This is a genomic window from Pseudomonas sp. 21LCFQ010, assembly GCF_024129905.1.
Taxonomy (GTDB): Bacteria; Pseudomonadota; Gammaproteobacteria; order Pseudomonadales; family Pseudomonadaceae; genus Aquipseudomonas.
The window spans coordinates 1-24,102 of record NZ_JAMYDZ010000022.1 but is presented as its reverse complement, the minus strand read 5'-3'; the positions used below and the strand labels follow the sequence as shown (position 1 = coordinate 24,102).

At 61.2% G+C, this 24,102-nt stretch carries 16 protein-coding genes and 2 rRNA genes; 15 read left to right on the top strand and 3 right to left on the bottom strand.

Annotated features, from left to right (window positions below):
• The first annotated feature begins 11 nt into the window (after positions 1–11).
• The 9 genes from tssI (at position 12) to NJC38_RS21465 (ending at position 14,916) form a co-directional block, all read left to right on the top strand.
• Positions 12–2,078, top strand: a complete 2,067-nt coding sequence (gene tssI / locus NJC38_RS21505; RefSeq protein WP_045485659.1) for a type VI secretion system tip protein TssI/VgrG — start codon at positions 12–14, stop codon at positions 2,076–2,078.
• A 30-nt stretch (positions 2,079–2,108) separates the two neighbouring features.
• The gene (locus NJC38_RS21500; protein ID WP_253117013.1) at positions 2,109–6,074 is read left to right on the top strand and encodes an RHS repeat-associated core domain-containing protein; all 3,966 of its coding nucleotides are present in this window, start codon (positions 2,109–2,111) and stop codon (positions 6,072–6,074) included.
• Positions 6,071–6,262 carry a hypothetical protein gene (locus NJC38_RS21495; RefSeq protein ID WP_253117012.1) on the top strand — a complete coding sequence of 64 codons (192 nt, stop codon included), beginning with the start codon at positions 6,071–6,073 and terminating at the stop codon, positions 6,260–6,262. The genes NJC38_RS21500 and NJC38_RS21495 overlap by 4 nt, the downstream gene beginning before the upstream one ends.
• A gap of 24 nt (positions 6,263–6,286) precedes the next feature.
• On the top strand, positions 6,287–6,493 hold the full coding sequence (locus NJC38_RS21490) for a hypothetical protein (protein WP_253117011.1): 207 nt from the start codon (positions 6,287–6,289) through the stop codon (positions 6,491–6,493).
• Between the two features lie 42 nt (positions 6,494–6,535).
• A complete protein-coding gene (locus NJC38_RS21485) occupies positions 6,536–8,476 on the top strand; it encodes a type VI secretion system Vgr family protein (RefSeq protein ID WP_253117010.1) in 1,941 nt (646 codons plus the stop codon).
• A 21-nt stretch (positions 8,477–8,497) separates the two neighbouring features.
• The gene (locus NJC38_RS21480; protein ID WP_253117009.1) at positions 8,498–8,932 is read left to right on the top strand and encodes a DcrB-related protein; all 435 of its coding nucleotides are present in this window, start codon (positions 8,498–8,500) and stop codon (positions 8,930–8,932) included.
• Positions 8,933–8,963: 31 nt separating this feature from the next.
• Entirely contained in the window at positions 8,964–13,316 is a 4,353-nt protein-coding gene (locus tag NJC38_RS21475) for an RHS repeat-associated core domain-containing protein (protein WP_253117008.1), read from the top strand.
• Positions 13,313–13,903: a hypothetical protein gene (locus NJC38_RS21470; RefSeq protein ID WP_253117007.1), complete on the top strand. Its 591-nt coding sequence runs from the start codon at positions 13,313–13,315 to the stop codon at positions 13,901–13,903. Before NJC38_RS21475 ends, NJC38_RS21470 begins: the two co-directional genes overlap by 4 nt.
• 185 nt (positions 13,904–14,088) lie before the next feature.
• Positions 14,089–14,916, top strand: coding sequence for a mechanosensitive ion channel family protein (locus tag NJC38_RS21465; RefSeq protein WP_253117006.1), 828 nt, complete (start codon positions 14,089–14,091; stop codon positions 14,914–14,916).
• A gap of 159 nt (positions 14,917–15,075) precedes the next feature.
• Here NJC38_RS21465 and NJC38_RS21460 read toward each other — a convergent pair whose 3' ends face one another.
• A complete protein-coding gene (locus tag NJC38_RS21460) occupies positions 15,076–16,560 on the bottom strand; it encodes a YdgA family protein (protein ID WP_253117005.1) in 1,485 nt (494 codons plus the stop codon).
• 252 nt (positions 16,561–16,812) lie between these two features.
• Here NJC38_RS21460 and NJC38_RS21455 point away from each other — a divergent pair, with 252 nt between their 5' ends.
• The 6 genes from NJC38_RS21455 to NJC38_RS21430 all read left to right on the top strand — a co-directional run bounded on the left by NJC38_RS21455 (position 16,813) and on the right by NJC38_RS21430 (position 23,714).
• Complete coding sequence (locus NJC38_RS21455; protein WP_045485638.1) at positions 16,813–17,505, top strand: HAD-IA family hydrolase; 693 nt, start codon at positions 16,813–16,815, stop codon at positions 17,503–17,505.
• A gap of 31 nt (positions 17,506–17,536) precedes the next feature.
• Entirely contained in the window at positions 17,537–18,544 is a 1,008-nt protein-coding gene (locus NJC38_RS21450) for an aldo/keto reductase (RefSeq protein ID WP_253117004.1), read from the top strand.
• 298 nt (positions 18,545–18,842) lie between these two features.
• Positions 18,843–19,583: a GntR family transcriptional regulator gene (locus NJC38_RS21445; RefSeq protein ID WP_253117003.1), complete on the top strand. Its 741-nt coding sequence runs from the start codon at positions 18,843–18,845 to the stop codon at positions 19,581–19,583.
• A 111-nt stretch (positions 19,584–19,694) separates the two neighbouring features.
• Positions 19,695–20,195 (top strand): sigma-70 family RNA polymerase sigma factor, encoded by a 501-nt coding sequence (locus tag NJC38_RS21440; protein WP_045485630.1) that lies wholly within the window; start codon positions 19,695–19,697, stop codon positions 20,193–20,195.
• Positions 20,192–21,133: a DUF4880 domain-containing protein gene (locus NJC38_RS21435; RefSeq protein ID WP_253117002.1), complete on the top strand. Its 942-nt coding sequence runs from the start codon at positions 20,192–20,194 to the stop codon at positions 21,131–21,133. Before NJC38_RS21440 ends, NJC38_RS21435 begins: the two co-directional genes overlap by 4 nt.
• Before the next feature lie 82 nt (positions 21,134–21,215).
• A complete protein-coding gene (locus NJC38_RS21430) occupies positions 21,216–23,714 on the top strand; it encodes a TonB-dependent siderophore receptor (protein WP_253117001.1) in 2,499 nt (832 codons plus the stop codon).
• 65 nt (positions 23,715–23,779) lie between these two features.
• Here NJC38_RS21430 and rrf (NJC38_RS21425) read toward each other — a convergent pair.
• Positions 23,780–23,895 (bottom strand): 5S ribosomal RNA (gene rrf / locus NJC38_RS21425).
• 104 nt (positions 23,896–23,999) lie between these two features.
• Positions 24,000–24,102: ribosomal RNA gene (gene rrf, locus NJC38_RS21420) — 5S ribosomal RNA — on the bottom strand; the annotation flags it as partial.

Genomic DNA, 24,102 nt, shown 5'->3' with positions numbered 1-24,102 from the left:
ACGAGAGATCCATGAATTTCCAGCAACTCACGCGTATGACCCAAGTCACCAGCCCGCTCGGGCCGGATGTGCTGTTGCTCAAGGACATGAGCGGTGGCGATGAGTTGGGCCGGTTGTTCAACTATGAGCTGCAACTGACCTCCAAGGACGGTGCGCTGGACCTCAACCAGTTGCTCGGCAAGCCCATGAGCCTGTCGGTGCAGCTGGGCGGCGGTGGTCAGCGTTACTTTCATGGCATCGTCGCGCGCTGCAGCCAGAACGTCGACCGTGGTCAGTTCGCCAGTTATCAGGTAACCCTGCGGCCCTGGCTGTGGTTGCTCAGCCGCACCTCGGACTGCCGGATCTTCCAGCACCTGAGCGTGCCGCAGATCATCAAGCAGGTGTTTCGTGATCTGGGTTTTTCTGATTTTGAAGACGCGCTGAGCCGTCCCTATCGCGAGTGGGAATACTGCGTGCAGTACCGCGAAACCAGCCTGGATTTTGTCAGCCGGCTGATGGAACACGAGGGCATCTATTACTTTTTCCGCCACGAGCAGGACCGTCATGTGCTGGTGCTGGCCGACGCCTACGGCGCGCATCAGTCGGCGCCCGGCTACGCCTCGGTGCCGTACTTTCCACCTGACGGCCAGCACCGTGAACGCGACCACTTCAATGACTGGCGGCTGGCCCAGGAGGTGCAGCCTGGTTCGCTGGAGCTTAACGACTACGACTTCGAACGGCCCAGCGCCCGCATGGAAGTGCGCTCGGCCATGCCGCGCCCGCACAGCGCCGGCGATTACCCGCTGTACGACTATCCCGGCGCCTACGTGCAGAGCCAGGACGGCGAGCACTATGCCCGCACCCGCCTGGAAGCCCTGCAAAGCCTGCATGAACGGGTCGAGCTGAGCGGCAATGCCCGCGGCCCCGGTGCCGGGAACCTGTTCAGCCTGACCGGCTTTGGCCGCCAGGATCAGAACCGTGAATACCTGGTGGTCGCCGGGCGTTATTACATCGCCCAGGAAAGCCTGGAGAGCGGTAACGGCGGCGGCTTGCAGTTCGAGGTCGGGCTGACCTGCATCGACGCCCAGCAGAGCTTCAAGCCGCTGGCAAGCACCATCAAACCGCTGGTGCAGGGGCCGCAGACCGCCCGTGTCGTCGGGCCGGCCGGTGAGGAGATCTGGACCGACCAATATGGCCGGGTCAAGGTGCATTTCTATTGGGACCGGCATGACCAGTCCAACGAGAACAGCTCGTGCTGGATTCGGGTGTCGCAATCCTGGGCCGGCAAGAACTGGGGCTCGATGCAGATTCCGCGCATCGGCCAGGAAGTGATTGTCAGCTTTCTGGAAGGTGACCCGGACCGGCCGATCATTACCGGCCGGGTGTACAACGCCGAACAGACCGTGCCCTACGACCTGCCCGCCAATGCCACCCAAAGCGGCATGAAAAGCCGCTCCAGCAAGGGCGGCACGCCGGCCAACTTCAATGAAATCCGCATGGAGGACAAGAAGGGTCAGGAGCAGTTGTTTATCCATGCCGAGCGCAATCAGGACATCGAGGTCGAGAACGACGAAACCCACTGGGTCGGGCATGACCGGCGCAAGACCATCGACCATGACGAAACCGTGCATGTGAAGCACGACCGTACCGAGACCGTGGATAACAACGAAACCATCACCGTGCATGCCAACCGCAGCAAGACGGTTGATCGCAACGAGACCGTGAAGATCGGCATGAACAAATCGGAAACCATCCTCATGGCCTCCTTGCAGAACGTCGGCATGGGCCGGATGGAAAACGTCGGCTTCGGCTACAGCCTCAACGTCGGGATGATGATGAACACCCTGGTCGGCATGAGCCAGACCACCCAGGTGCTGAAAAAGAAATCCACCTCGGTAGGCGAGGCCTACACCCTCAGTGTCGGCGGCACTGACGACGGCTCGACGATCAACATGGACGGCAAGACCATCAAGCTGGGCAGCAAGGTCATCGAGCTGACTGCCGACCAGGAAATTCGCCTGGCTTGCGGGCAGAGCACCATTCGTATCACGGCTAACGAAATCGAGATTCTTTCGCCCAATGTCGACATCAACTGCTGATCTACAGCATGGACAACCAGGAATAGCGTCATGAGCGGCCTTCCCGTTTCGCATGTCGGTGAAAAAGTCTCCGGCAACGTGATTGCCACCGGCTCGCCGACCGTGCACGTCGGCAGTGTCGCGTCAGGCCTGGCCGACCGCGCCTCGGCCTGTGTGCCCTTCGTCGGCCAGCCGGTCAACCCGATGCTGGGCTGCAAACTGTTGCCCGAAGAAGTCGACTTTGCCCTGGCGGCACCGGACACCCTGACCTTCAGCCGTGGCTACCTGTCGAGTAATCCGCGCATCAGCCGGCTCGGCCAAGGCTGGTCGCTGCCCGGCGAAAGCATGCTGCTGGAGCTGGACAGCGAAAGCTGCACCCTGACCGACGCCCAGGGCCGGCGGATTCGCTTTGCGGCGCTGGAGCCGGGCAAGCAGTGGTATTCAGGCAGTGAGCAACTCTGGCTGCGCCGCGGCGCGGCTTTTGACCCGCAAACCCCGCAAGCCCCCTGGTCAGGCCGCTGGGCGAGAGTGCCTGCCACCTTGCAGCACAACCCCAACGTGGTCGTGGTGCTCAATGGCAACAGCCATTTGTGCTTCATGCGCCAGGCCGACGACCTTTGGCGCCTGCATTCGACCTTTGGCCGCAGTGGCTACCAGACCCTGTTCAACTGGAGCCCACGGGGCTTTCTGAGCAACATCCGTGACAGCGCCGGGCGCAGTTATGTGCTGGTCTATCAGCAGGCCTGCCAAGCCAGTCCCGAGGATGACGGCATACGTTTGTGCGGCGTGATCCTGGCCAACCCCAACGGCCCGGTGCCGGAGTTTTTCGACCCGCAGGCCAGCGGCAACGATTGGCTGGTGCGCTATCAGTTCAATGCCAGCGGCGACCTGATTGCCGTGCGCGACCGCATTGGCGAAGTGGTCCGGGTGTTCGCCTGGAGCAACCACATCATGGTCGCCCACGGTGAACCGGGCGGCCTGGAGGTGCGCTATGAGTGGGACGTGACCCAGCCCCATGGCCGGGTGCTGAAACAGATCGAAACCGACGGTCTGACCCGCGAGTTTCGCTATTACCCCGACGCCACCGACGTGATCGACAGCCTGGGCCGGGTCGAGCGCTATGAGTTCAGCGGTCAGGGCGGCGAGCGCCGCTGGACCGCGCTGGTGCGCGCCGATGGCAGCCGCACGCAATTCGAACATGACATCTATGGCCGCCAGGTCGCCATGCGTGATCCGCTGGGCCGCGAGTCACGGCGGCGCCTCGACGGTCAGGGCCGGGTGCTGGCCGAGCAATCACCGGGCAAGAAGCACTATCGCCAGACGATTGATGAAGAGACCGGGCTGCTCAAGGAACTGGTCAACGCGGTGGGCCGGCGCTGGAGCTTCGAACGCAATGCGGCCGGCAACCTGACCTGCGTGACCAGCCCCAACGGCACGATCCACTACAGCTACGATGATCCCGCCCTGCCAGACCGCGCGACCCGGATCACCGACAGCAAGGGTGGCGTGAAACGGGTGCAATGGAACCGTCTGGGGTTGCCGGCCTGTGTCACTGACTGCTCGGGGCAGACCCATCACTATGAATACGACGGCGAAGGCCGCCTGCTGACTGAAACTGACCCGGCAGGCCACAGCACCCGCTACGGCTACAACCGGCTCGGGCAGGTCATCGAGGTCAACCTGGCGGACGGCACCCGCCTGGTCTACGACTACGACCCGCAAGGCCGGCAGACGCTGATCGCCGACAGCCATGGGCACGCCACACGTTTCGTCTGGGACCGCGCCGGGCGCCTGCTGCAAGCCAGCGATGCGGCCGGTGACAGCCTGCACTACAGCTACGACGCTGCCGGCCGACTGTGCATGCTGACCAACCAGAACGGCGCACAGGCCGGCTTCGGCTTCGACGTGCTGGACCGCCTGATCGAAGAAACCGGCTTCGATGGCCGCCGCCAGCAGTACCGCTACAACCAGGCCGATGAGCTGCTCACCCGGATCGATGCCGAAGGCCGCGAGACGCACTTTGAGTACAACCGCGACAGCCAGTTGATCTGCCGCCACCTGCCAGCGACCGCCAGCAGCGAGGCCTTCACGGAACACTACAACTGGCTGCCTGACGACCGCCTGGCGATGGTCAAGGGACCGGATTGCGAAGTGCGGCTGGCCTATGACGAGGCCGGCAACCTGTGCCTGGAAAGCCAGATTCATAGCGATGGCTGGGTTTACAGTGTGGCCCATCAGCATGATCCGCTGGGCGTGCGCGAGACCAGCCAGTATGGCGATGCCCCGCCAGTGACCTGGCTGAGTTACGGCTCGGGGCATTTGCATGGTGTGCTCGCCGCCCATGTCGAGATGGCGTTCGAACGCGACAGCCTGCACCGCGAGCTGCACCGCGAAGTGCGCCTGCAGGGCAAGCCCCAGGCGCTGCTCGAACAGCACCGTGAACTCGACGCCGTGGGCCGCCTGACTGCCAGCCGCTCGACGCTGGCCGGCGCCGATAACTGGCAGCGCCAATATCGCTATGACTCGCTGGGCCAGTTGTTGCGGGTCAACGACAACTTGAGGCCCGACCTGCACTACCGCTACGACCTGAGCGGCAGATTGAGTTCCAGCCAGCACGGCAGCGAACTGCCCCGCCCTTACCGCTACGACCCGGCAGGCAACCGCCTCGACACTGGACCAGACGGCACGGGTGACCGGCAACAGCACTACGCCCACAACGAGTTGTACCGCTCAGGCTATGTCGGCTCGCAACTCAGCCAAGCCGAGAGTGCGCCAGCCGGCTTATGGACCGGCAATCGCGTCGGCCGCCTTGAAGGCTACGAATACCACTTCGACAGCCAGGGCAATCTGATCGCCCGTACCGCGCCTGACGGTGAACGCCTGCACCTGCAATACGACGGCGCCAACCGGCTGGTGGGTGTCACCCGCCAGGGTCCTGACGGCGCCATCACCCAGGCCCGTTACCGCTATGACGCTTTTTCCAGGCGCATCGCCAAGCACCTGCTGCAAGGTGATGAGCAGCAGGTGATCCGCTTTGGCTGGGATGGCGAGCGTCAGTGCGCCGAGGTGTTCGACAACCTGCTGCGCACCACCGTGCATGAGCCCGACAGTTTCATCCCGCTCATGCGCATCGAGCAGAGCCGCGAGCCGGACAGCCCGGACCTGCTGGCCCTGCGGCGCGAAATGGCCGCAGCCGACCAGCCGCTGCCCGCACAGTGTCAGCCTGCCCTGGGGGCACCGGCGCTGCAGTTTTTTCACACCGACCATATCGGCACGCCGCTGCAACTGAGCAACGAACAGGGTCAAGTGGTCTGGCAGGCCCTTAATGATGACTGGCGGGCGGTGGCGCAACAAAACGGCGCAACCGACCAGCCGATTCGTTTTCAGGGTCAGTACCACGACGAAGAAAGCGGCCTGTATTACAACCGCCATCGCTACTACCTGCCCGAAGCCGGCCGCTATGCCAGCCAGGACCCGATCGGCTTTCGCGGCGGGCCGAATGCCTACAGCTATGCCCTGAATGCGCCTTCGGTGGCGTATGACCCGAGCGGGTTGATTGTGCCGCTGGTGATTATTGGCGGCTTACTAGCCCGGGCAGCGACGGGTGCAGCCATTGAAGTAGCCATGCAAGCGGGCAAGCAGATTTTGGGGCAGGTGAAGGATAACTGGGACAATGACAGGGATCTGACTGATATCAAGTTACGATGCATTCATTTCAATGGAAAACACATTGTTGCTTCTGCGGCATTCGGAGCAATAGCGCCTGGGATATTTGGAAAGATTCCTCATAAAGCAACTGACGCTGCCAAATCTGTTTTTGCATCCTCGAAGGCGCTTAAAACACTGTCTGGCCAAGCAGCCAACACAGCCAATCGTGCTGCAAAGCTGGCCGCGCGCAAAGCCGCTCATACTGACCAGATAAAGAAAACTGTTGCTGCCCATGCGGCCTGGCAAGCGGGCAAATCGCTGGTGAAATGCCCGTTGAATGATGATGAAGAGGAATGTCCGCAATCATGATCAAGTACACCCTTCTCATACTGGCCTTTGCCATTGCGTGCGCCATTTTCTACAACACGCTGGAGTATTTTTTTGGCGACACATGGGTAACGGTCGGGATCTTCTGCGCCGTGCTGATTGCGTTTCGCACAGGCCTTTATTTCTATAGAAAATCAAAAGGCATAAAGGACACTTGGCCAAATGACTGACTTGATTAAGAGTAACCACACGCGATGAAACATGAAGCGCTGGTCATGGCCATCACCATCCTGCTTGCCGGGATCATCATCGAACTGCTGGCAACCTGGCTCGGCGAAACGTGGCAGATGGTCGTGGTTGCCATCCTGATCTTTCTGCCACTGCGCATCGCTTTGTACCGTTACCGGCGTGCCAGGCGTATCAAAGACCCGCTTGATCATGAGAAATGGTATTGGCCGTAACGCCATTCTGTTATCCACAGGCCCTCAGATGACGAGATGCCCATGAGCTTTCAGCAACTGACCCGCATGACCCAAGTCACCAGCCCGCTCGGGCCGGATGTGCTGTTGCTCAAGGACATGAGCGGTGGCGATGAGTTGGGCCGGTTGTTCAACTATGAGCTGCAACTGACTTCCAAGGACGGTGCGCTGGACCTCAACCAGTTGCTCGGCAAGCCCATGAGCCTGTCGCTGCAGCTGGGCGGCGGTGGCCAGCGTTATTTTCATGGCATCGTCGCGCGCTGCAGCCAGAACGCCGACCGTGGCCAGTTCGCCAGTTATCAGGTGACCCTGCGGCCCTGGCTGTGGCTGCTCAGCCGCACCTCCGACTGCCGGATCTTCCAGCACCTGAGCGTGCCGCAGATCATCAAGCAGGTGTTTCGTGATCTGGGTTTTTCTGATTTTGAAGACGCGCTGAGCCGTCCCTATCGCGAGTGGGAATACTGCGTGCAGTACCGCGAGACCAGCCTGGATTTTGTCAGCCGGCTGATGGAACACGAGGGCATCTATTACTTTTTCCGCCACGAGCAGGACCGTCATGTGCTGGTGCTGGCCGACGCTTACGGCGCACACCAGCCAGCCCCGGGCTATGCCTCGGTGCCGTACTTTCCGCCCGATGGCCAGCACCGTGAACGTGACCACTTCAATGACTGGCGGCTGGCCCAGGAGGTGCAGCCCGGTTCGCTGGAGCTTAACGACTACGACTTCGAACGGCCCAGCGCCCGCATGGAAGTGCGCTCGGCCATGCCGCGCCCGCACAACGCCGGTGATTACCCGCTGTACGATTATCCCGGCGCCTACGTGCAGAACCAGGACGGCGAGCACTATGCCCGCACTCGTCTGGAAGCCCTGCAAAGCCTGCATGAACGGGTCGAGCTGAGCGGCAATGCCCGCGGCCCCGGCGCCGGGAACCTGTTCAGCCTGACCGGCTTTGGCCGCCAGGATCAGAACCGTGAATACCTGGTGGTCGCCGGGCGTTATTACATCGCCCAGGAAAGCCTGGAGAGCGGTAACGGCGGCGGCTTGCAGTTCGAGGTCGGGCTGACCTGCATCGACGCCCAGCAGAGCTTCAAGCCGCTGGCAAGCACCATCAAACCGCTGGTGCAGGGGCCGCAGACCGCCCGTGTCGTCGGGCCGGCCGGTGAGGAGATCTGGACCGACCAATATGGCCGGGTCAAGGTGCATTTCTATTGGGACCGGCATGACCAGTCCAACGAGAACAGCTCGTGCTGGATTCGGGTTTCACAATCCTGGGCCGGCAAGAACTGGGGCTCGATGCAGATCCCGCGCATCGGCCAGGAAGTGATCGTCAGCTTTCTGGAAGGTGACCCCGACCGGCCGATCATCACCGGCCGGGTCTACAACGCCGAACAGACGGTGCCCTACGACCTGCCCGCCAACGCCACCCAAAGCGGCATGAAAAGCCGCTCCAGCAAGGGCGGCACGCCGGCCAACTTCAATGAAATCCGCATGGAGGACAAGAAGGGTCAGGAGCAGCTGTTCATCCATGCCGAGCGCAATCAGGATATTGAGGTCGAGAACGACGAAAGCCACTGGGTGGGCGCCAACCGCACCAAGACCGTGGACAAGAACGAGACCGTGACCATCGGTATTGATCGCCTTCGCGCGGTCAAAAACGACGACATTCTGCTGGTCGGCTCGACCAAGACCGACAGCATCAGCCGCAGCTACCTGATCGAGGTTGGTGAAAACCTGCGCCTGGTGTGCGGCAAAAGCGTGCTGGAACTCAATGCCAGCGGCCAGATCAACCTGACCGGGGTGAACATCAATTTCTACGCCAGCGACACCGCGCTGTTCAACACAGGAAAAATCCTGCACCTGAACAACGGCAGCGGCTCGGGCACCGAGGCCGACGGCCAGGGCGTCAAGGGTCAGATCGACGCCGCAGTCGAGCAGATGTTTCCCAAGCCTGAAGGCAGTCAGTAACCAGAACAGGAACCCGGCTTCATGACCTATCGCATCAATGAATTGAGCTTCGCCCTGCCTGATCAGCAACTGCAGGACGCGACCATCAATATCCTCAAGTTCGGCGAGCTGGGCACTTCGCTGATCGTCAGCCGCAGCCTGCTGGCCGAGGGCGAGACCCTGCACAGCAACTTCGCCACCCAGCTGGAGCGCCTCGGCCAGCAGGTTCAGGAACTGCGCCACGACCCGGTGCAAACCGTGCAGGTCGGCCAGCAGCAGGAAGTCGAAGCCATCGAGCTGCGCAGCGAGTTCAGCAAGGGCAACGAGCGGGTCTATCAGTTTCAACTGGCACTGGTACTGCCCGGCACCCGGCGCATGCTCGCCCTGAGCTACGTCAAGGCACAGCCGCTGGGCGCGGCCGAAGTGGCGCAGTGGACGGGTATCAAGCAGTCGCTTGATTTCGCCGCCCTCGGCTGATCGGCCCCGGACCGTACAGGGATGATTGATCATGTCTGACGCCGCCATCTGGGCCGCCCGGCTGGGCGACGGTCTGGAACACAGCTCGATGATGGCCGACATCGTCGGCGGCGTGCTCGAAGTGGCCGCCCACGTGGCGATTGGCGCATTGGCCACCGCCGCAGTGGTTGCCGCTACCGGGATTACCGTCGCCACCGGCGGTATCGGGGCCTGTGTGCTCGGCGCAGTGGTCGGGCTGGTGGTCGGCGTGGTGATGGCCAAGACCGGAGCGGACACGGGGCTGTCGCGATTATGCGAAAGCATCGGCAACGGGCTGTTCCCGCCCAGTATCCAGGCGACCATCGCCACGGGCTCGCACAACACCAAAACCAATAACCTGCCTGCTGCCCGTGCCGCTGGCTGGATTCCACCGGGTGTTCAGATTGCCGAGCAACAAGGCGAACCGCCCGAGACCAGTTATTGGGACATGGCCAAGAGCATCTTTTCCCAGATGTGGCGGCCCACGGTGGCCAGCCCCGCCCCCGGTGCCGAACCGCTGCCCGAAGACAAAGTGCTGTGCAGCAAGCACCCGCCGATGCCCGAACAGTATCTGGCCGAGGGCTCGGACAAGGTCACCATCAACAGCCAGCCGGCAGTACGCAGTGGTGACCGCAGTACCTGTGAAGCCGTGGTGGTGTCGGCCGGCCCCATCTCGCCGGATGTGCGCATTGGCGGCAAGAAGCTGACGGTGCGCGAGATCCGCAGCGGCAAGACGCCGGGCATCGGCCTGGCGGTCACGGTGCTGATGATGCTCAAGGGCAGCAAGGGCAAGTTTCTCAGCAACCTGCCGTGCATGGCGCTGGGCATGGCCAACAGCTACGTGATGAGCACCGCGACCAACGCCATCGTCAACGCCACCAGCGCCTCACCCAACCCGGTGCATGCCGCCACTGGCGCCAAGGTCCTGGCTGGCGATGACGAGCTGGACTTTGCCCTGCCCGGTCTATTGCCGATCGACTGGCAACGCTTCTACAACAGCCATGACCTGCGCCGTGACGGCCTGTTTGGCGCGGGCTGGAGCGTAGCCTATGAAATCGGCGTCGAAATCGCGCCTCACCCCCAGGGCGGCGAACGGCTGGTGTACACCGACGAACAGGGCCGGCGCATCGACATGGGCGTTATCCCCCTCGGCGGCGCGGTGTTCAGCGCTGGCGAAGGGCTGAGCGTGAAGCGTCACGCTCGCGGCCAGTTGCTGATTGAAAGCGACGACGGCCTGTACCGGCTGTTCGAGCCATCACCGCTGGACAGCAACCGGCTACGCCTGGCCCTGCTCAGCGACCGCAACGATAACCGCATCTTCGTCGACTACGACCAACAGGGGCGCCTGAGCGGGCTGCGCGACAGCGTTGACCAAGTGCGCGTGGCCCTGCATTACTCGCTGCAATGGCCACGGCGCCTGAGCCACATCGAGCGTGTGTTTGCCGATCAACAGCGTGAGCTACTGGCCAGCTACACCCTCGACGCCCAAGGCCAACTGGCCGAGGTGCGCGACGCCAGCGGCCAGCTGCAGCGGCGCTTCAGCTATGACGACGGGCTGCGCATGGTCGAGCATCAATTGCCCACCGGGCTGCGCTGTTTCTATGAATGGGAGATGATCGAGGAGCGCGAATGGCGGGTGGTGCGGCACTGGACCGACGAGGGCGACGAATACGCCTTCGAGTACGATCTGGCGGCGGGCACCACCACCATTCGCGACGGACTCAATCGGATCAGCCGCCGGCGCTGGAACCCCCAGCATCAGATCATCGCGTCTACCGACAACCTCGGCCACACCTGGCAGTTCGAGTGGAACGAAGAGCGTCAGTGGCTGGGCGCGACCGATCCCGACGGCGGGCAATGGCGCTTCAGCTATGACGAAAGCGGCAACCTGAGCGAGACCCGTGACCCGCTGGGCCAGATCGAGTCGACCCTGTGGCTGGAGCATTGGTCCTTGCCGTTGAGCGAAACCGACAAGGCCGGCGGGAATTGGCAATACCGCTACGATCAACGCGGTAACTGCACCCTCGAAACCGATCCGCTGGGGCACAGCACCGGCTACCGCTACGACGATCAGGGCCAGGTGCTGGAGATCACCGACGCGGCCGGGCGCAGCAAGTACCTGCGCTGGAGCGAGACCGGCCAGTTGCTGACCTACACCGACTGTTCCGGCTACGCCACCCACTACGCTTACGACCGCCGTGGCTACCTGCTGAGCATCACCGATGCCCTTGGCGAACAGACCACGTTCGAACACGATGCCCAGGGCCGTCTGCTGCGCAGCGAGCTGCCGGACGGCCGGACCGAGCAGTTCCAGCGTGACAGCAGCGGCCAGTTGACCGCTTATATAGACCCGGCCGGGCACGCCAGCCGTTATGGCTACAACCGTCGCGGCCAGGTGCGCCAGCGCATCGACCCGCTTGGCCATCGCGTGCAGTTCGATTACGACCTCTACGGCCGTCTGCACAGCCTGAGCAACGAGAATGGCGAGCGCTACCGGTTTGCCTGGGACGCCGCTGACCGGCTGATCGAGCAACAGGACCTGGACGGCAGCGCCCGGCAGTACGCCTACGACAATCGCGACAACCTGATCGGCCTGACCCACCTGCCGGCTGCGCATGGCAGCGGCTTGAGCCTGGTGCCCGAACAACCGCTGCCGCCGCTGGTGCAAACCTTCGAGCGCGACGCGCTGGGCCGGCTGGTGGCCAAGATCACCGCCGATGGCATGACAGCCTACCGCTACACGCCGCTGGACCTGCTGACCGAGGTGAGTTCGACAAGCCGTGACGGGCACACGCAAACGCTGGGCTTTGCCTACGACGCCCTCGGGCAATTGCGCGAACAGCACAGCAGTGCCGGCACTCTCCAACATGAATACGACGAACTGGGCAAGCTGATCCGGACCAGCCTGCCGGATGGCCGCTGGCTCAACCAGCTGTATTACGGCAGCGGCCATCTGCACCAGATCAACCTCGACGGCCAAGTGATCAGCGACTTCGAACGCGACCGCCTGCACCGCGAAATCCTGCGCACCCAAGGCCGAATCACCACCCGCAGCCAGTACGACCGCGCCGGCCGCCTGCGTGCCCGCTTGCGCCGCCCGACCGGGCAGCCGCCGCAGTTACCGGCCCAGACGCAACAGCAATACGACTTCGACCCGGCCGACAACCTGGTCGGCCGCCTGCAACGCGAACGCCACCCCCCGCAAGAGCAGCAGGACCTGCTGCAATACGACGCCAGCGGGCGCATCGTCGCCAGCCAGAACAGCCTGACCGGGCACAGCGAAACCTTTGCCTGGGACGCCGCCGCCAACCTGCTCGACCGCCCGCTCAGCGGCGCCGGTTATGTGCGCAACAACCAGGTCCTGACCTACCAGGACAAACGCTACCGCTACGACGCCTTCGGCCGCACCGTGGAAAAGCGCAGCACCCGCCACGGCGTGCAGCGCTTCGCCTACGACGCCGAACATCGCCTGACCGAGGTGCACAACGACAACGGCCATGTACTGCGCATGCACTACGACCCGCTGGGCCGACGCATCGCCAAAACCGAACACGACCGCCACGGCCACCTGCTGGGCGAAACCCGCTTTACCTGGGACGGCCTGCGCCTGCTGCAAGAACAGAAAAGCAGTCTGACCAGCCTCTACGTGTATCTGGAAGACAGCTACGAGCCGCTGGCCCGTGTCGACGGCAGCGGCGACCAACAGCGCATCCGCTACTACCACAACGACCTCAACGGCCTGCCCGAACAACTCACCGACAGTGACGGCCAGGCCGTCTGGCAGGCGCAGTACCAGGTGTGGGGCAACACCCTGCGCGAAGTGCGTGAGCCCTACTATGTGGAGGAGCAGAACCTCAGATTTCAAGGCCAGTACCTGGACCGCGAAAGCGGCCTGCACTACAACACCTTCAGGTTCTATGATCCGGATATCGGAAGGTTCACCACGCCAGACCCCATTGGGTTGGCGGGTGGGTTCAATCTGTATCAGTACGCACCGAATCCAATTGGCTGGGTGGATCCGTGGGGGTGGGCTTGCGCCAGCTTCAAACGCTGGAAACGAGGAGACGCAATCGACAAGCCACTGCCCAGTGGTAAAGCACCTGCCTGGGACGTCGTCAGATCCCGTTATTGGAAAAACCGCCACGAAGCGACCAAAAATACGACAGAGTTCAGCCCGGCCAATCTGGCCCGAATGAAACGAGGCTCTGCGCCATTGGACAAGAACGGAAATCCGATGGAGCTACACCATCACAATCCGCAACGGTTTGGGGGGAGAGAAGTCAATAATCCCCGCAATTTACGTGAGGTAACGCGTGAACAACATGCCGCGCTTGATGAGTTCAGACATTTAGGAAGCAAGCCATGACACCGTTGGAAATCATAAAAGCGTTTGTAGAGTCTTTGATGACACCTGATGAGTTCGAAAACCAGTTGCGAGATAACCCGGCGCTATCTGCCGTTTTACAGGAGGGTTTCTCTCTCCCGGACTACGTCGAAGAGCCTGACCTGTACACGTTTGCGATTGGGCAGGATTATTCAAATGTCGAATCGATATTCAATACTCAAGTCTTACTATCAAGCTTCTTGCAAAGCCGGGCAGTCGAGCATGAGCGAAGCACGAGATATGAGGACCTGTTCAATCTGCTCCTTAAAGTCCAACCCAAGTGGTTGAGCCTGTCATCGGGCTACCTCTCCAGCCTGCTAGAAATGGCTCCGTCACAGAAACCCAAAGAGTTGCAGGCCTGGCTAAAGGACAAGATCAAGGACGAATTCCGCTACCTGAAAACATCACCGAAGTGGTTACAGGCTCCGGCGTGGCCAATCGAGAATGGAAAGCCCTTGGTCTTTGTGGGGCAACTGGATGTCAGCGACTTGAGTCACGATACTTCTCAGGCCTACGTTTTTTTCAACGCAGCCGCCAATACCTTCCATACATTCAAACAGTCCTGCTGATGCCAGCATCGACAAACAGTCCGCCCGCCAAGAGGCGCGTTGATACCTAATAGAGCACTTCGCCACCTGTCAGTTCTGTCAGTAGATATTCGCAGCGCACTTTGCACAATGTAGGGTTCCGTAGCACCGGTCGGCCATGACAATCAATCGCGCCCCGGTGTGGCCTTACCTGTGGAGGTGCGACCGTGGATGCATTGAACGTCATCAATATCGGGACCGATAAGGTCAATGCGCTGCTCAATCTGGTGCTGCAATACGGCGCCACCATCGCCTTGAAGCTACTGATCGCTACGCTGTTGTGGGTTGGCGGGCGCTGGTCGATCGGGATGCTGGTCAGGATGCTGCAACGCTCGCTGACCCGGCAGAAGTTCGATCCGACGGTGCTGCGCTATCTTGTCTCGTTCGTGACCGTGACCCTGAATATCATCCTGGTAGTGGCCATTCTTGGCTACTTCGGTATCGAGACCACCAGTTTTGCGGCACTGCTGGCAGCGGTGGGGCTGGCGATCGGGATGGCGTGGTCGGGGTTGCTGGCCAATCTGGCGGCCGGCGGGTTCATCATCGTGCTGCGCCCGTTCAAGGTCGGCGATGTGATTGCCATCGCTGATGTCAGTGGCCGGGTGGAGGAAATCGGCCTGTTCGTCACCGAGATTGATACCGCCGACAACGTGCGGGTGCTGGTGAGCAACAACAAGATCCTGTCGAGCAACATCATCAATTACTCGACCAACGATTATCGGCGCGTCGAGCTGACCGCTACCTTGCCGGCAGACGTGGATGCTCAGCAGACCATGGCCCGGCTGAGCGATCAGTTGCAGGCCATTCCCCACGTGATGGCCAGGCCGCCGGCCGAAGTGCGTCTGTCAGCCGCCAGCGCCGACAACATCACCCTGACGCTGCGCTCGTTCTGCCATAACGATCATTACTGGCCGGTGTATTACCAGGCCATGGAGGTGTTGCGCGGGTTGTTGCAGGAGAAAGCGCCAGAGCATGAGAGCCCTGGCGCGGTGTGACGGCTTACTGGGTCATGCCGATCAGTGAACGCCCACGCAGTCCGGTGGGAGGCAGCTCTGCTGGCGAATACAGGCGTACATCGACAGCAGATGTGCCGGTTTTACTGGCCTCTTCGCGAGCAAGCTCGCTCCCACAAACGAACAGTACTGGCATTAAGCTTACTGGGCGCCCAGCGCGCCGGAGTTGGCCATGATAAAGGCCACGAATTGCTCCGGGGTCATCTTCTGGCCATTGAAGTCGACGCTGTTGTTGGCGTATTGCAGGCTGGTGACGATGTTTTCGCCCTCGACCTTAGCCAGTTGCATACCCTGAGCCATGACCGCCGCCATGTCGCTGACCGCGTTGGCCTGGTCGGCCACTTCTTTCGGATCGGTGACGCCCTGCAGGTTGGCTTGCAGGCCGACGATGTCGCGGATCATGGGCTTGGACAGCACCACACGAGCGGTGACCTGGCCGAGGCTCTTGCTGAGCAGTTCGTCCTGCGGCTGATCGAATGCACCCGGGTCGGTCAGGTCGACGCTCAGGTGCGCATGGCTTTCACCGTTGGCAGTCTTGAGCGAGAACTTCTCCAGTTCGATGTGTGGCTTGCCGGCCAGCAGCTTGCGCATTTCGGCGTCCAGCAGTGCCTGGTCGGCAGGGCTGAGGTTCAGCTCCAGCGGCTGTTCGGCGGCGGCGGCAGCCTGTTGCTGAGGCACGACCTTTTCCTGGAACAGCTGATACAGCGAGCGGGTGGAAGCCACGTCGAAATTACTGAACCGCAGCCCCAGATGCGCCGCACCAATGTCCTTGCCGCTGTAGGAAATCTTTGCCACATCGTAGTTGATCTGGGCAGCGAGCTTGTCGCCCTCTTCCTGCATCAGGTTGGTGTTGGTGAAGTTATCCAGTTGCACTGCAGGCCGGCCAACCGGCTGGAACACCAACTGGTCGACCTTGACGTTGCTGTGGCCCAGGTAGAAGCCTGCCTTGCCCTTGGTGCCGCCGGTATCGAAACTCATGCCTTTGACCTGCATGGCGACCGGACCTTCCGGCGACTGCACATTGAGTTGCAGGCTGTCCATGGTGCCGGTCATCTTGAGCTTGTCGGCGTCGGCCGAAGCGTCGGTCAGCAGGGTCAGGCCGGAGAAATTGAATTCGCCGTCGGTGTCCTTGTATTGCAGCGGGGCGAAGGTCACGGTGCCGTTGACCGAGCGGTCATAGCCGATGCTGGCATCGGTATGAAATGGCGTCTTGCCCTGGCTCATGGCGAACCACTTTTCTACATCGGGGGTCTTTTCCAGTTCGGCCTTGCTCACCGCCATGACCGGCAGCAGTTTCAGGGACGCCAGGCGCGACAGCGGCAAAGGACCGTGCTGGATATGATCGACGAATTTGAATTCCAGGGTCTGGGTCTGGCCATTCTCGTCCAGCGCCTGGACGGTCGAACGATAACGCGCGGTGCTGCTGAACAAGCCGCTGTCCAGTGACTCAAGCTGGAGATCGACCTTGTACTGGCTGCCGGCAAAAGCCTTGGTCAGTTCCTGATTGCCCTTGGCCAGGGTCTCGTTGAGCACGCCCGGCAGTTGCTGACCGGTGTACCAGGCGCCGCCGATGGCCAGTGCGCCGACAGCCACGATCACGCCTGCTGCAATACCTGATTTATTCATATCGACCTGAAGATGTCCGTTCTGATGGTTGGAAAAGGCCTTCCCTGTCCGCTATCGGATGCAGAGCCAGGCCGGGCAATGCCCTGCCGAAAAACCGGAGAAGATTAACATCGGCAGCGCCCACAGGCCCGAGAACATGGCCTGAATGCGCGGTTCGACACATTAGCGGGTGTTTCGTTGCAGTTGGCCCAGGGTAGCCAGTGCCGCAATGGACGCGTTAGTCTGGTTGCGGACTGACAAGAGGCCGATCACATGAGTGCACAGCAGGGCGAGCGCGGGCCGATCAAGGCCGTGATTTTCGATATGGATGGTCTGTTACTGGACACCGAAGGGATCTACACCGAAGTCACCGAGCTGATTGCCGGACGCTATGGCAAGCATTTCGACTGGAGCATCAAGCAGAACACTATCGGTCGCGGGGCCCGCGACTTTTCCGGCTACATCATCGACACCCTGGAGCTGCCGATCTCGGTGGACGAGTTCCTGGAGATCCGCCAGCCGCTGCTCGATGAGCGCTTCCCGCAGTGCCCCGCAATGCCCGGTGCCGAGGCGCTGGTCCGGCATCTGGCAGCGCACCGTATTCCCATCGCGGTAGGCACCAGCTCATCGGTGCGCTATTACCACGCCAAGATCACCCGGCACCAAGCCTGGTTCGAACTGTTCGATACCGTGGTGACAGCTGATGACCCTGAGGTGACAGCCGCCAAACCCGCCCCGGACATTTTTCTGCGTGCCGCCGAACGCCTGGGCGTAGCGCCGGGCGATTGCCTGGTGTTCGAGGACTCACCCTTTGGCGTGACCGCAGCCAAGGCCGCCGGCATGCTCGCCGTGGCCATCCCGGACCCGAACATGCCGACTGATCGCTATCACCACGCCGACCTGGTGCTCGGCTCGCTGAGTGAGGCGCCGCTGGCGCAATGGGGCTTGCCTGCGCTGCCAACCTGAACCCCTTAAGTCATATGGAAGATTGTTGAGCATGAGCTACCGCACACTGGGCCAATCGGGCCTTAAGGTTTCCACCCTGACCCTGGGCAGCATGATGTTCGGCGAACAAACCGGCACCGAGGAGTCACTGCGCATCATCGATAAAGCCTGGGACCAGGGGGTGAATTTCATCGACACCGCCGACGTATACAACGGCGGGCGTTCGGAAGAAATCGTCGGCGAAGCCATCGCCGCGCGGCGCAGCGAATGGGTGCTGGCAACCAAGGTCGCGGTGGGGCCGAGCGACGGCGTGCCCAATCGGGCCGGCCTTAACCGCAAGCATATCTTCAACGCCATCGACAACAGCCTGCGCCGCCTCGACACCGATTACATCGATATCTATTACCTGCACAAGGAAGACCACGACACGCCGCTGGAGGTGACGGTATCGGCGATTGGCGATCTGATTCGTCAGGGCAAGATCCGTTACTGGGGGGTGTCGAACTTTCGCGGCTGGCGGATCGCCGAGATCGCCAATGTCGCTCAGCGTCTGGGGGTGGACAAACCGGTCATCAGCCAGCCGTTGTACAACATCGTCAACCGTCAGGCCGAGCTTGAGCAGCTTCCTGCCGCAGCGTTTCATGGCCTGGGCGTGGTGCCTTACAGCCCGCTGGCGCGTGGCGTGCTCAGTGGCAAATATGCCGTGGATGCAGCCCCGGCCAGTGACAGCCGGGCCGGGCGCCAGGACAAGCGTCTGCTGGAAACCGAATGGCGCGCCGAATCGCTGCAGATCGCCCGGCGCATTCAGGACTACACCCGCGAGAAGGGCGTGGGCATCGTCGAGTTTGCGATTGCCTGGGTACTGAACAACCAGGCGGTGTCCTCGGCCATTGTCGGGCCGCGTACCGAGCAACAATGGGACAGCTACCTCAAGGCACTTGAGGTGCGCATCAGCGCCGAAGACGAAGCGTTCGTCGACTCGCTGGTTACCCCTGGCCATGCCTCGACGCCGGGTTTCAATGATGTGCAGCACTTCGTATCAGGGCGTCCACTGCGCTGACGAACAGTGGCCGTGCGGGCTCGCTCCCGCACGATGCCACACTTCATAACGCCTGTGTCGGTAGATACTCATATCCATCAGACCGACGAGCGACATTAAAATATCTGCCAGAGATATTGATGAACGCGCCTTGAATGAGAAGAATGCGTCTCGTTTTTTACGCCTGTATGCGAATCAACGTACTTGAGACGGCTCAGGCCGTTGTTTTTCATGGCCACTGGAAGAATTTTGACTAGTCTGTTGGCAGGCTGTGCATTTATTGGATCCCATTAGGCCAGGTTGATAAAGAAATATGGCGATGCGCAAGATCGATAGAGAAGCCTTTTTATACGAAGTGCTGGGCAACGAGCAGCTGCCGGCGCACCTTGCCCGAACCGTGATCGAAGAAAAACTACGCAGCGCCATCCTCGACGGCCGCCTGCCCAGCGGCACGGCATTGCGCCAGCAAGAGCTGGCGACCCTGTTCGGCGTCAGCCGCATGCCGGTACGCGAAGCCCTGCGCCAGCTTGAGGCTCAGTCGCTGGTACGTGTCCAATTGCATAAAGGCGCCGTAGTAGCTCCCTTGATCACGGAAGACGCCGTAGACGCCTACGCGCTGCGCATCCTGTTCGAGTCCGAGGCGCTGCGCCTGTCGATCCCGCTGCTTGATGCCGAGGACTACGCTCTGGCGCGCCAATGCATCGAAAAGCTGGAGATAGAAACCGACTACAGCCGTATCGGTACGCTCAACCGCATGTTCCATATGGCGCTGTACGCCAAGACGCCCAACAAGCGTTTGATGCGTCTGGTCGAGGCCGGGTTGAACGAAGAAGAGCGCTTCCTGCGGTTTAATCTTTCCGCCATGGGCCTGGGCAAACTTGTTCAGGACGACCATTGGCAACTGCTGCGCCTTGCCGAAGCCCGGGAGATCGACGCCACTGTCGAGGCCCTGCATAACCACCTCAATCGTGCGGTCAACGCCATTACCCGTTATCTGGCGAGCAAGGCAGCTGAAACCCGGCCCAGACGCCAACGTAAGCAAGGCACCGTCGACGCTTGAGCCCCCGGAGCACTCCGACGGGCGCCTTGCGCGCTGCAATAGTTGCAAATTGTTGTCGGCCTCAACACAATGCGACTTATTATCATTTACACATCGAGATGGCGTGTCACGATGTCTGCCCATCATTTGGCCCTGCATAACCTCTACAGCAATCATCACAGCTGGCTCAACGCCTGGCTGCGCAGCAAGCTGGGCAACGCTGCCGATGCCGCCGACCTGGCCCAGGACACCTTTGTGCGCCTGTGCAACCGGCATGAGCCTCTGGAACTGAAAACCCCACGCGCGTTTCTGCGCACCGTGGCACGCGGGCTGGTGATTGATCACTGGCGTCGTGAAGAATTGCATCGGGCCTGGCTGCACACTATCGCCCATTTGCCGCCTGGCGAAGCACCGTCCCCGGAAACCCGTGAATTGATCCTCGAATTGCTCAATGCCGTGGCACGCATGCTCGATGGCATGAAGCCCAAAGTGCGTCAGGCCTTTCTGCTGGCACAATGCGAAGGGCTGACCCACAAGCAGATCGCTGAACGCCTGGGCGTTTCGATACGTTCTGTGGAACGCTACGTCGCCGACGCGCTGTATCACTGCTACCTGTTGCGGTACGAGACGTGAGCACCCTGCACTCCCCTTCAGCGCAGGTCGTGCGCCAGGCTATCGACTGGTCACTGCGCCTGAGACAGCCCGAAGTCGATCCACGCCTGTATGAACAGTGCACCCAGTGGCGCAGCGCACATGCCGATCATGAGCAGGCCTGGCAGCGGGTCCAGACATTGAGCAGTGACCTGAACAGCACCTTCGACGCGCTGCCTGGTGCAGGCCAGACCTTCGAGACACTGGAAAACAGCGCACGCCAGTTGAGCCGCAGACGGACCCTGAAGCTGTTGTCGGGCACTGTGCTGCTCGGTAGCGCGGGAAGCTGGCTGGCCAGGGATTACCCGGCGTGGAATGCCGACTTCAGTACCGGAATCGGCCAGTGCCAGAGTTATCGACTGGACGACGGCAGCCAGTTGCAGCTCAATACTGACAGCGTCGCCAGCCTGGCCGGGCCTGGTCAGTTGCAGCTGGAACGTGGCGAACTATTGCTGGACTGCACCACCCCGGTCAGCGTCGCGGGCCGCCATGGACACTTCGAAGCCCAGGCCGGGCGTTTTGTGATCCGCCAGGAAGCGTCACGTAGCCGGGTCAGTGTGCTGCAAGGCCAACTGAGTATTCACGGTGTCGGCGGCCCCGTCACTCAGGTAGCGGCCGGGCAACACTATTGGGTCGACACCAAGGGCGTGCAGCGCCTGGCCGAACTGGACATGGAGGCTGGCGCCTGGGCGCAAGGGCTGATCGTCACCCGCAATATGCGGCTGGCGGATTTTCTGGCGGAGCTCGGCCGCTATCGCCGTGGTTATCTGGGTTGCACTGACGACATCGCCGGCTTGCGTCTGTCGGGTGTGTACCGCCTTGCCGATACCGACCAGTTGCTGGCCATGCTGCCCAAGACCCTGCCGGTCCAACTCAACTACCGCACACGCTGGTGGATCACCCTGCAGCGTCAGGTGTGAAATTTTCTGGCGGGTTTGTGCCGCTGCTTCGGCATAGCAGTCAGTAACCCTCATTGTCTTACTGACCCGAATGGAACGGCCCATGAACCAGCCTCACTCTGCCTCGCTATCCGCTGCCAGACCAATCATCCGCTCAGCCCTGGGGCTGGCCGTACGCACAGCCATCATCTGTTCTTCGCTAGGAGCCGTCACTTGGTCATTCCAGGCACAAGCGCAAGAGAGCGTGACCCAGGCGCTACGCAACTACTCAATTGCGCCAGCGCCGCTGGGCGAAGCCTTGAATCAATTCGCCCGCCAGGCCGGCATCAGCCTGGCCACCACCCCAGAGCAAACTGCCGGCCTGCGCTCCCGGAGTCTGCAAGGCCGTTACGCCACTGACCAGGCTCTGCAGCTGCTGTTACAGGGCACCGGCCTGCAGGCCAGCTCGGCCGATGGCAGCAACTACATCCTGAGCAGCAGCGTCGAGCAGACCTTGTCGCTGCCCTCGACGGACATTCGCGGTTTCTCGCTGGGCAACGCACTGGGCAGTGCCGAAGGCTACAACGCGACCCACAGCCAAGTGGCGACCAAGACCAGTACCGCGCTGCTGGAGACTTCACAGTCGGTGTCGGTGGTGACCCGCCAGCAGATGGATGACCAGGGCGCCCAGAGCGTCGCCCAGGCCATGCGCTACTCCCCCGGCGTGCTGACCAATCCCTATGGTGCAACGCATCGTTATGACTATGTGGCGATGCGTGGCTTCAACGATGGCTCGGTGGATAACATCTACCTCGATGGCCTCAAATCGATGGGCGACAGCGGCACCTACAGCACCATGCAGGTCGACCCGTACTTTCTGGAGCGGGTGGACGTGCTGAAGGGGCCGTCATCGGTGCTGTATGGCCGCAGTTCACCCGGTGGCCTGGTGGCACTGACCAGCAAGAAGCCGCTGTATGAGGATTACCATCAGATTCAGGCGACCATAGGCACTCAAGGGCAGCGCGGGCTGGGCTTCGATTTCAGCGGACCACTGGACGATGACAAGCGCATCGCCTATCGGCTGATCGGCCTCAGCGAACGCTCCGATACCCAGTTCGATCATGTCGAAGAAAAGCGTTATGCCTTGGCGCCAACCTTGAGTATCGACTTCAGCGAAGACACCTCGCTGACCTTGCAGGCCTACTTGCAGCATGATCCTGAGGGCGGTTATCACAGCGGCGTGCCCGCCGATGGTTCGCTGCGTCAGCGCAATGGCCAACGGATCTCTGAACACTTCTTCGACGGCGAGCCGGGCGTCGATGGCTACAGCCGCGATCAGCAGTCTTTCGGTTATCAGTTCGAGCACCGTTTCAATGACACCTTCACCGCACGGCAGAACTTCCGTTATCTGGATTCGGACGTCGACGTGGATCAGGTCTACGGCTATGGCTGGACCAGTGCCACCGGCAACGAGTTGAACCGGTATTACTCGGGCGGTCGCGAAAGGCTGCATTCGTTCATTGTCGATAATATGGTGCAGGCCGAATTCTTCACCGGCGCGATCAAGCACACCGTATTACTGGGCGCGGACTATCAATGGCGCAAGACCGTGGTCGACTGGACCAGCGGCGCGGCGTCACCGCTCAATGCGTTTACGCCTGTGTATGGCGACACGACCATCAGTTACTACAGCCCGACCCGCTACTTGCGTCGTTTGGAGCAGACCGGGCTGTACGCTCAGGATCTGATTGAACTGGACCGCTGGCGCGTCTCGCTCGGCTTGCGCCAGGACTGGGTCAAGACCTCGGAAGAAAACCGTTTGGCCGAGTTTGCTCGGCCGCTGGGTACCGAGGTCGAAGATCGCCGTAGCAAATTCACCGGCCGCGCCGGGGTGCTGTATCTGTTCGACAACGGCGTTGCGCCGTACCTGAGCTACTCCGAGTCGTTCAACCCCAACTCGTTTGCCGACAGCAACGGCAACCCGTTGGCACCGACTGACGGAACGCAATGGGAAGCGGGGATCAAATATCAGCCACCGGGCACCGATAACCTGTTCACCGCCTCGGTATTTCGCATCGATCAGGAGAACCTGGCGTCCAAGCTGCCACAGGAGAACTTCTACCGGCCGATAGGAGCAGTACGCTCGCAAGGTCTGGAGCTGGAAGCCCATGTGCAGCTCACCGAGCAATTCAAGTTGCTGGGCAGCTACACCTTTACCGACATCGAATACTCCAAGTCGATGCTCAGCACCTTGAGCACGGCGAGCAATGTAATCGAGAACAAAGGCAACTCTCCAACCCAGGCGCCGAGGCAGATGGCTTCGCTGTGGGGCGACTATCGCTTTAACCAGGGGGCGCTGGACGGGCTGCGCCTCGGTGCCGGGGTACGCTATGTCGGCTATAGCTGGGCAGATGCAGAGAACACCCTGAAGGTTCCAGCCTATACCCTGTTCGATGCTTCGGTGGGTTACGACCTGGGCAAGGTCGGACTCAAAGGTGTGGATGTACGGCTCAACGCCAATAACCTGAGCAATGAGTCGTACGTCGCATCCTGTGCCAGCCTGAGTTACTGCTACATGGGCGAAGAGCGCAATGTGGTCGCGACTGTCAGCTACGAGTTCTGATAAAAGCAGGGCGCAGAAATGACAAAACCCCTGACCGCATGGCGATCAGGGGTTTCGGAATTGAATCTTGACGATGACCTACTCTCACATGGGGAAGCCCCACACTACCATCGGCGATGCACCGTTTCACTGCTGAGTTCGGGATGGGATCAGGTGGTTCCAGCGCTCTATGGTCGTCAAGAAATTCTGTAGCTCGACCCGTCAACGACGTGCCAGCGAATTTGAATGTCTTCTACTAAAAGCAAAACCCCCGATCGCAGAGCGATCAGGGGTTCTGTGTTTGAATCTTGACGATGACCTACTCTCACATGGGGAAGCCCCACACTACCATCGGCGATGTATCGTTTCACTACTGAGTTCGGGATGGGATCAGGTGGTTCCAACACTC

Bases quoted from the DNA above. Each gene is read 5' to 3' on its own strand.
- NJC38_RS21500 (WP_253117013.1), top strand. From the start codon at position 2,109: ATGAGCGGCCTTCCCGTTTCGCATGTCGGTGAAAAAGTCTCCGGCAAC.
- NJC38_RS21460 (WP_253117005.1), bottom strand. From the start codon at position 16,560: ATGAATAAATCAGGTATTGCAGCAGGCGTGATCGTGGCTGTCGGCGCA.
- NJC38_RS21490 (WP_253117011.1), top strand. From the start codon at position 6,287: ATGAAACATGAAGCGCTGGTCATGGCCATCACCATCCTGCTTGCCGGG.
- NJC38_RS21475 (WP_253117008.1), top strand. From the start codon at position 8,964: ATGTCTGACGCCGCCATCTGGGCCGCCCGGCTGGGCGACGGTCTGGAA.
- NJC38_RS21450 (WP_253117004.1), top strand. From the start codon at position 17,537: ATGAGCTACCGCACACTGGGCCAATCGGGCCTTAAGGTTTCCACCCTG.
- NJC38_RS21485 (WP_253117010.1), top strand. From the start codon at position 6,536: ATGAGCTTTCAGCAACTGACCCGCATGACCCAAGTCACCAGCCCGCTC.
- NJC38_RS21455 (WP_045485638.1), top strand. From the start codon at position 16,813: ATGAGTGCACAGCAGGGCGAGCGCGGGCCGATCAAGGCCGTGATTTTC.
- tssI (WP_045485659.1), top strand. From the start codon at position 12: ATGAATTTCCAGCAACTCACGCGTATGACCCAAGTCACCAGCCCGCTC.
- NJC38_RS21430 (WP_253117001.1), top strand. From the start codon at position 21,216: ATGAACCAGCCTCACTCTGCCTCGCTATCCGCTGCCAGACCAATCATC.
- NJC38_RS21495 (WP_253117012.1), top strand. From the start codon at position 6,071: ATGATCAAGTACACCCTTCTCATACTGGCCTTTGCCATTGCGTGCGCC.
- NJC38_RS21440 (WP_045485630.1), top strand. From the start codon at position 19,695: ATGTCTGCCCATCATTTGGCCCTGCATAACCTCTACAGCAATCATCAC.
- NJC38_RS21480 (WP_253117009.1), top strand. From the start codon at position 8,498: ATGACCTATCGCATCAATGAATTGAGCTTCGCCCTGCCTGATCAGCAA.
- NJC38_RS21445 (WP_253117003.1), top strand. From the start codon at position 18,843: ATGCGCAAGATCGATAGAGAAGCCTTTTTATACGAAGTGCTGGGCAAC.
- NJC38_RS21470 (WP_253117007.1), top strand. From the start codon at position 13,313: ATGACACCGTTGGAAATCATAAAAGCGTTTGTAGAGTCTTTGATGACA.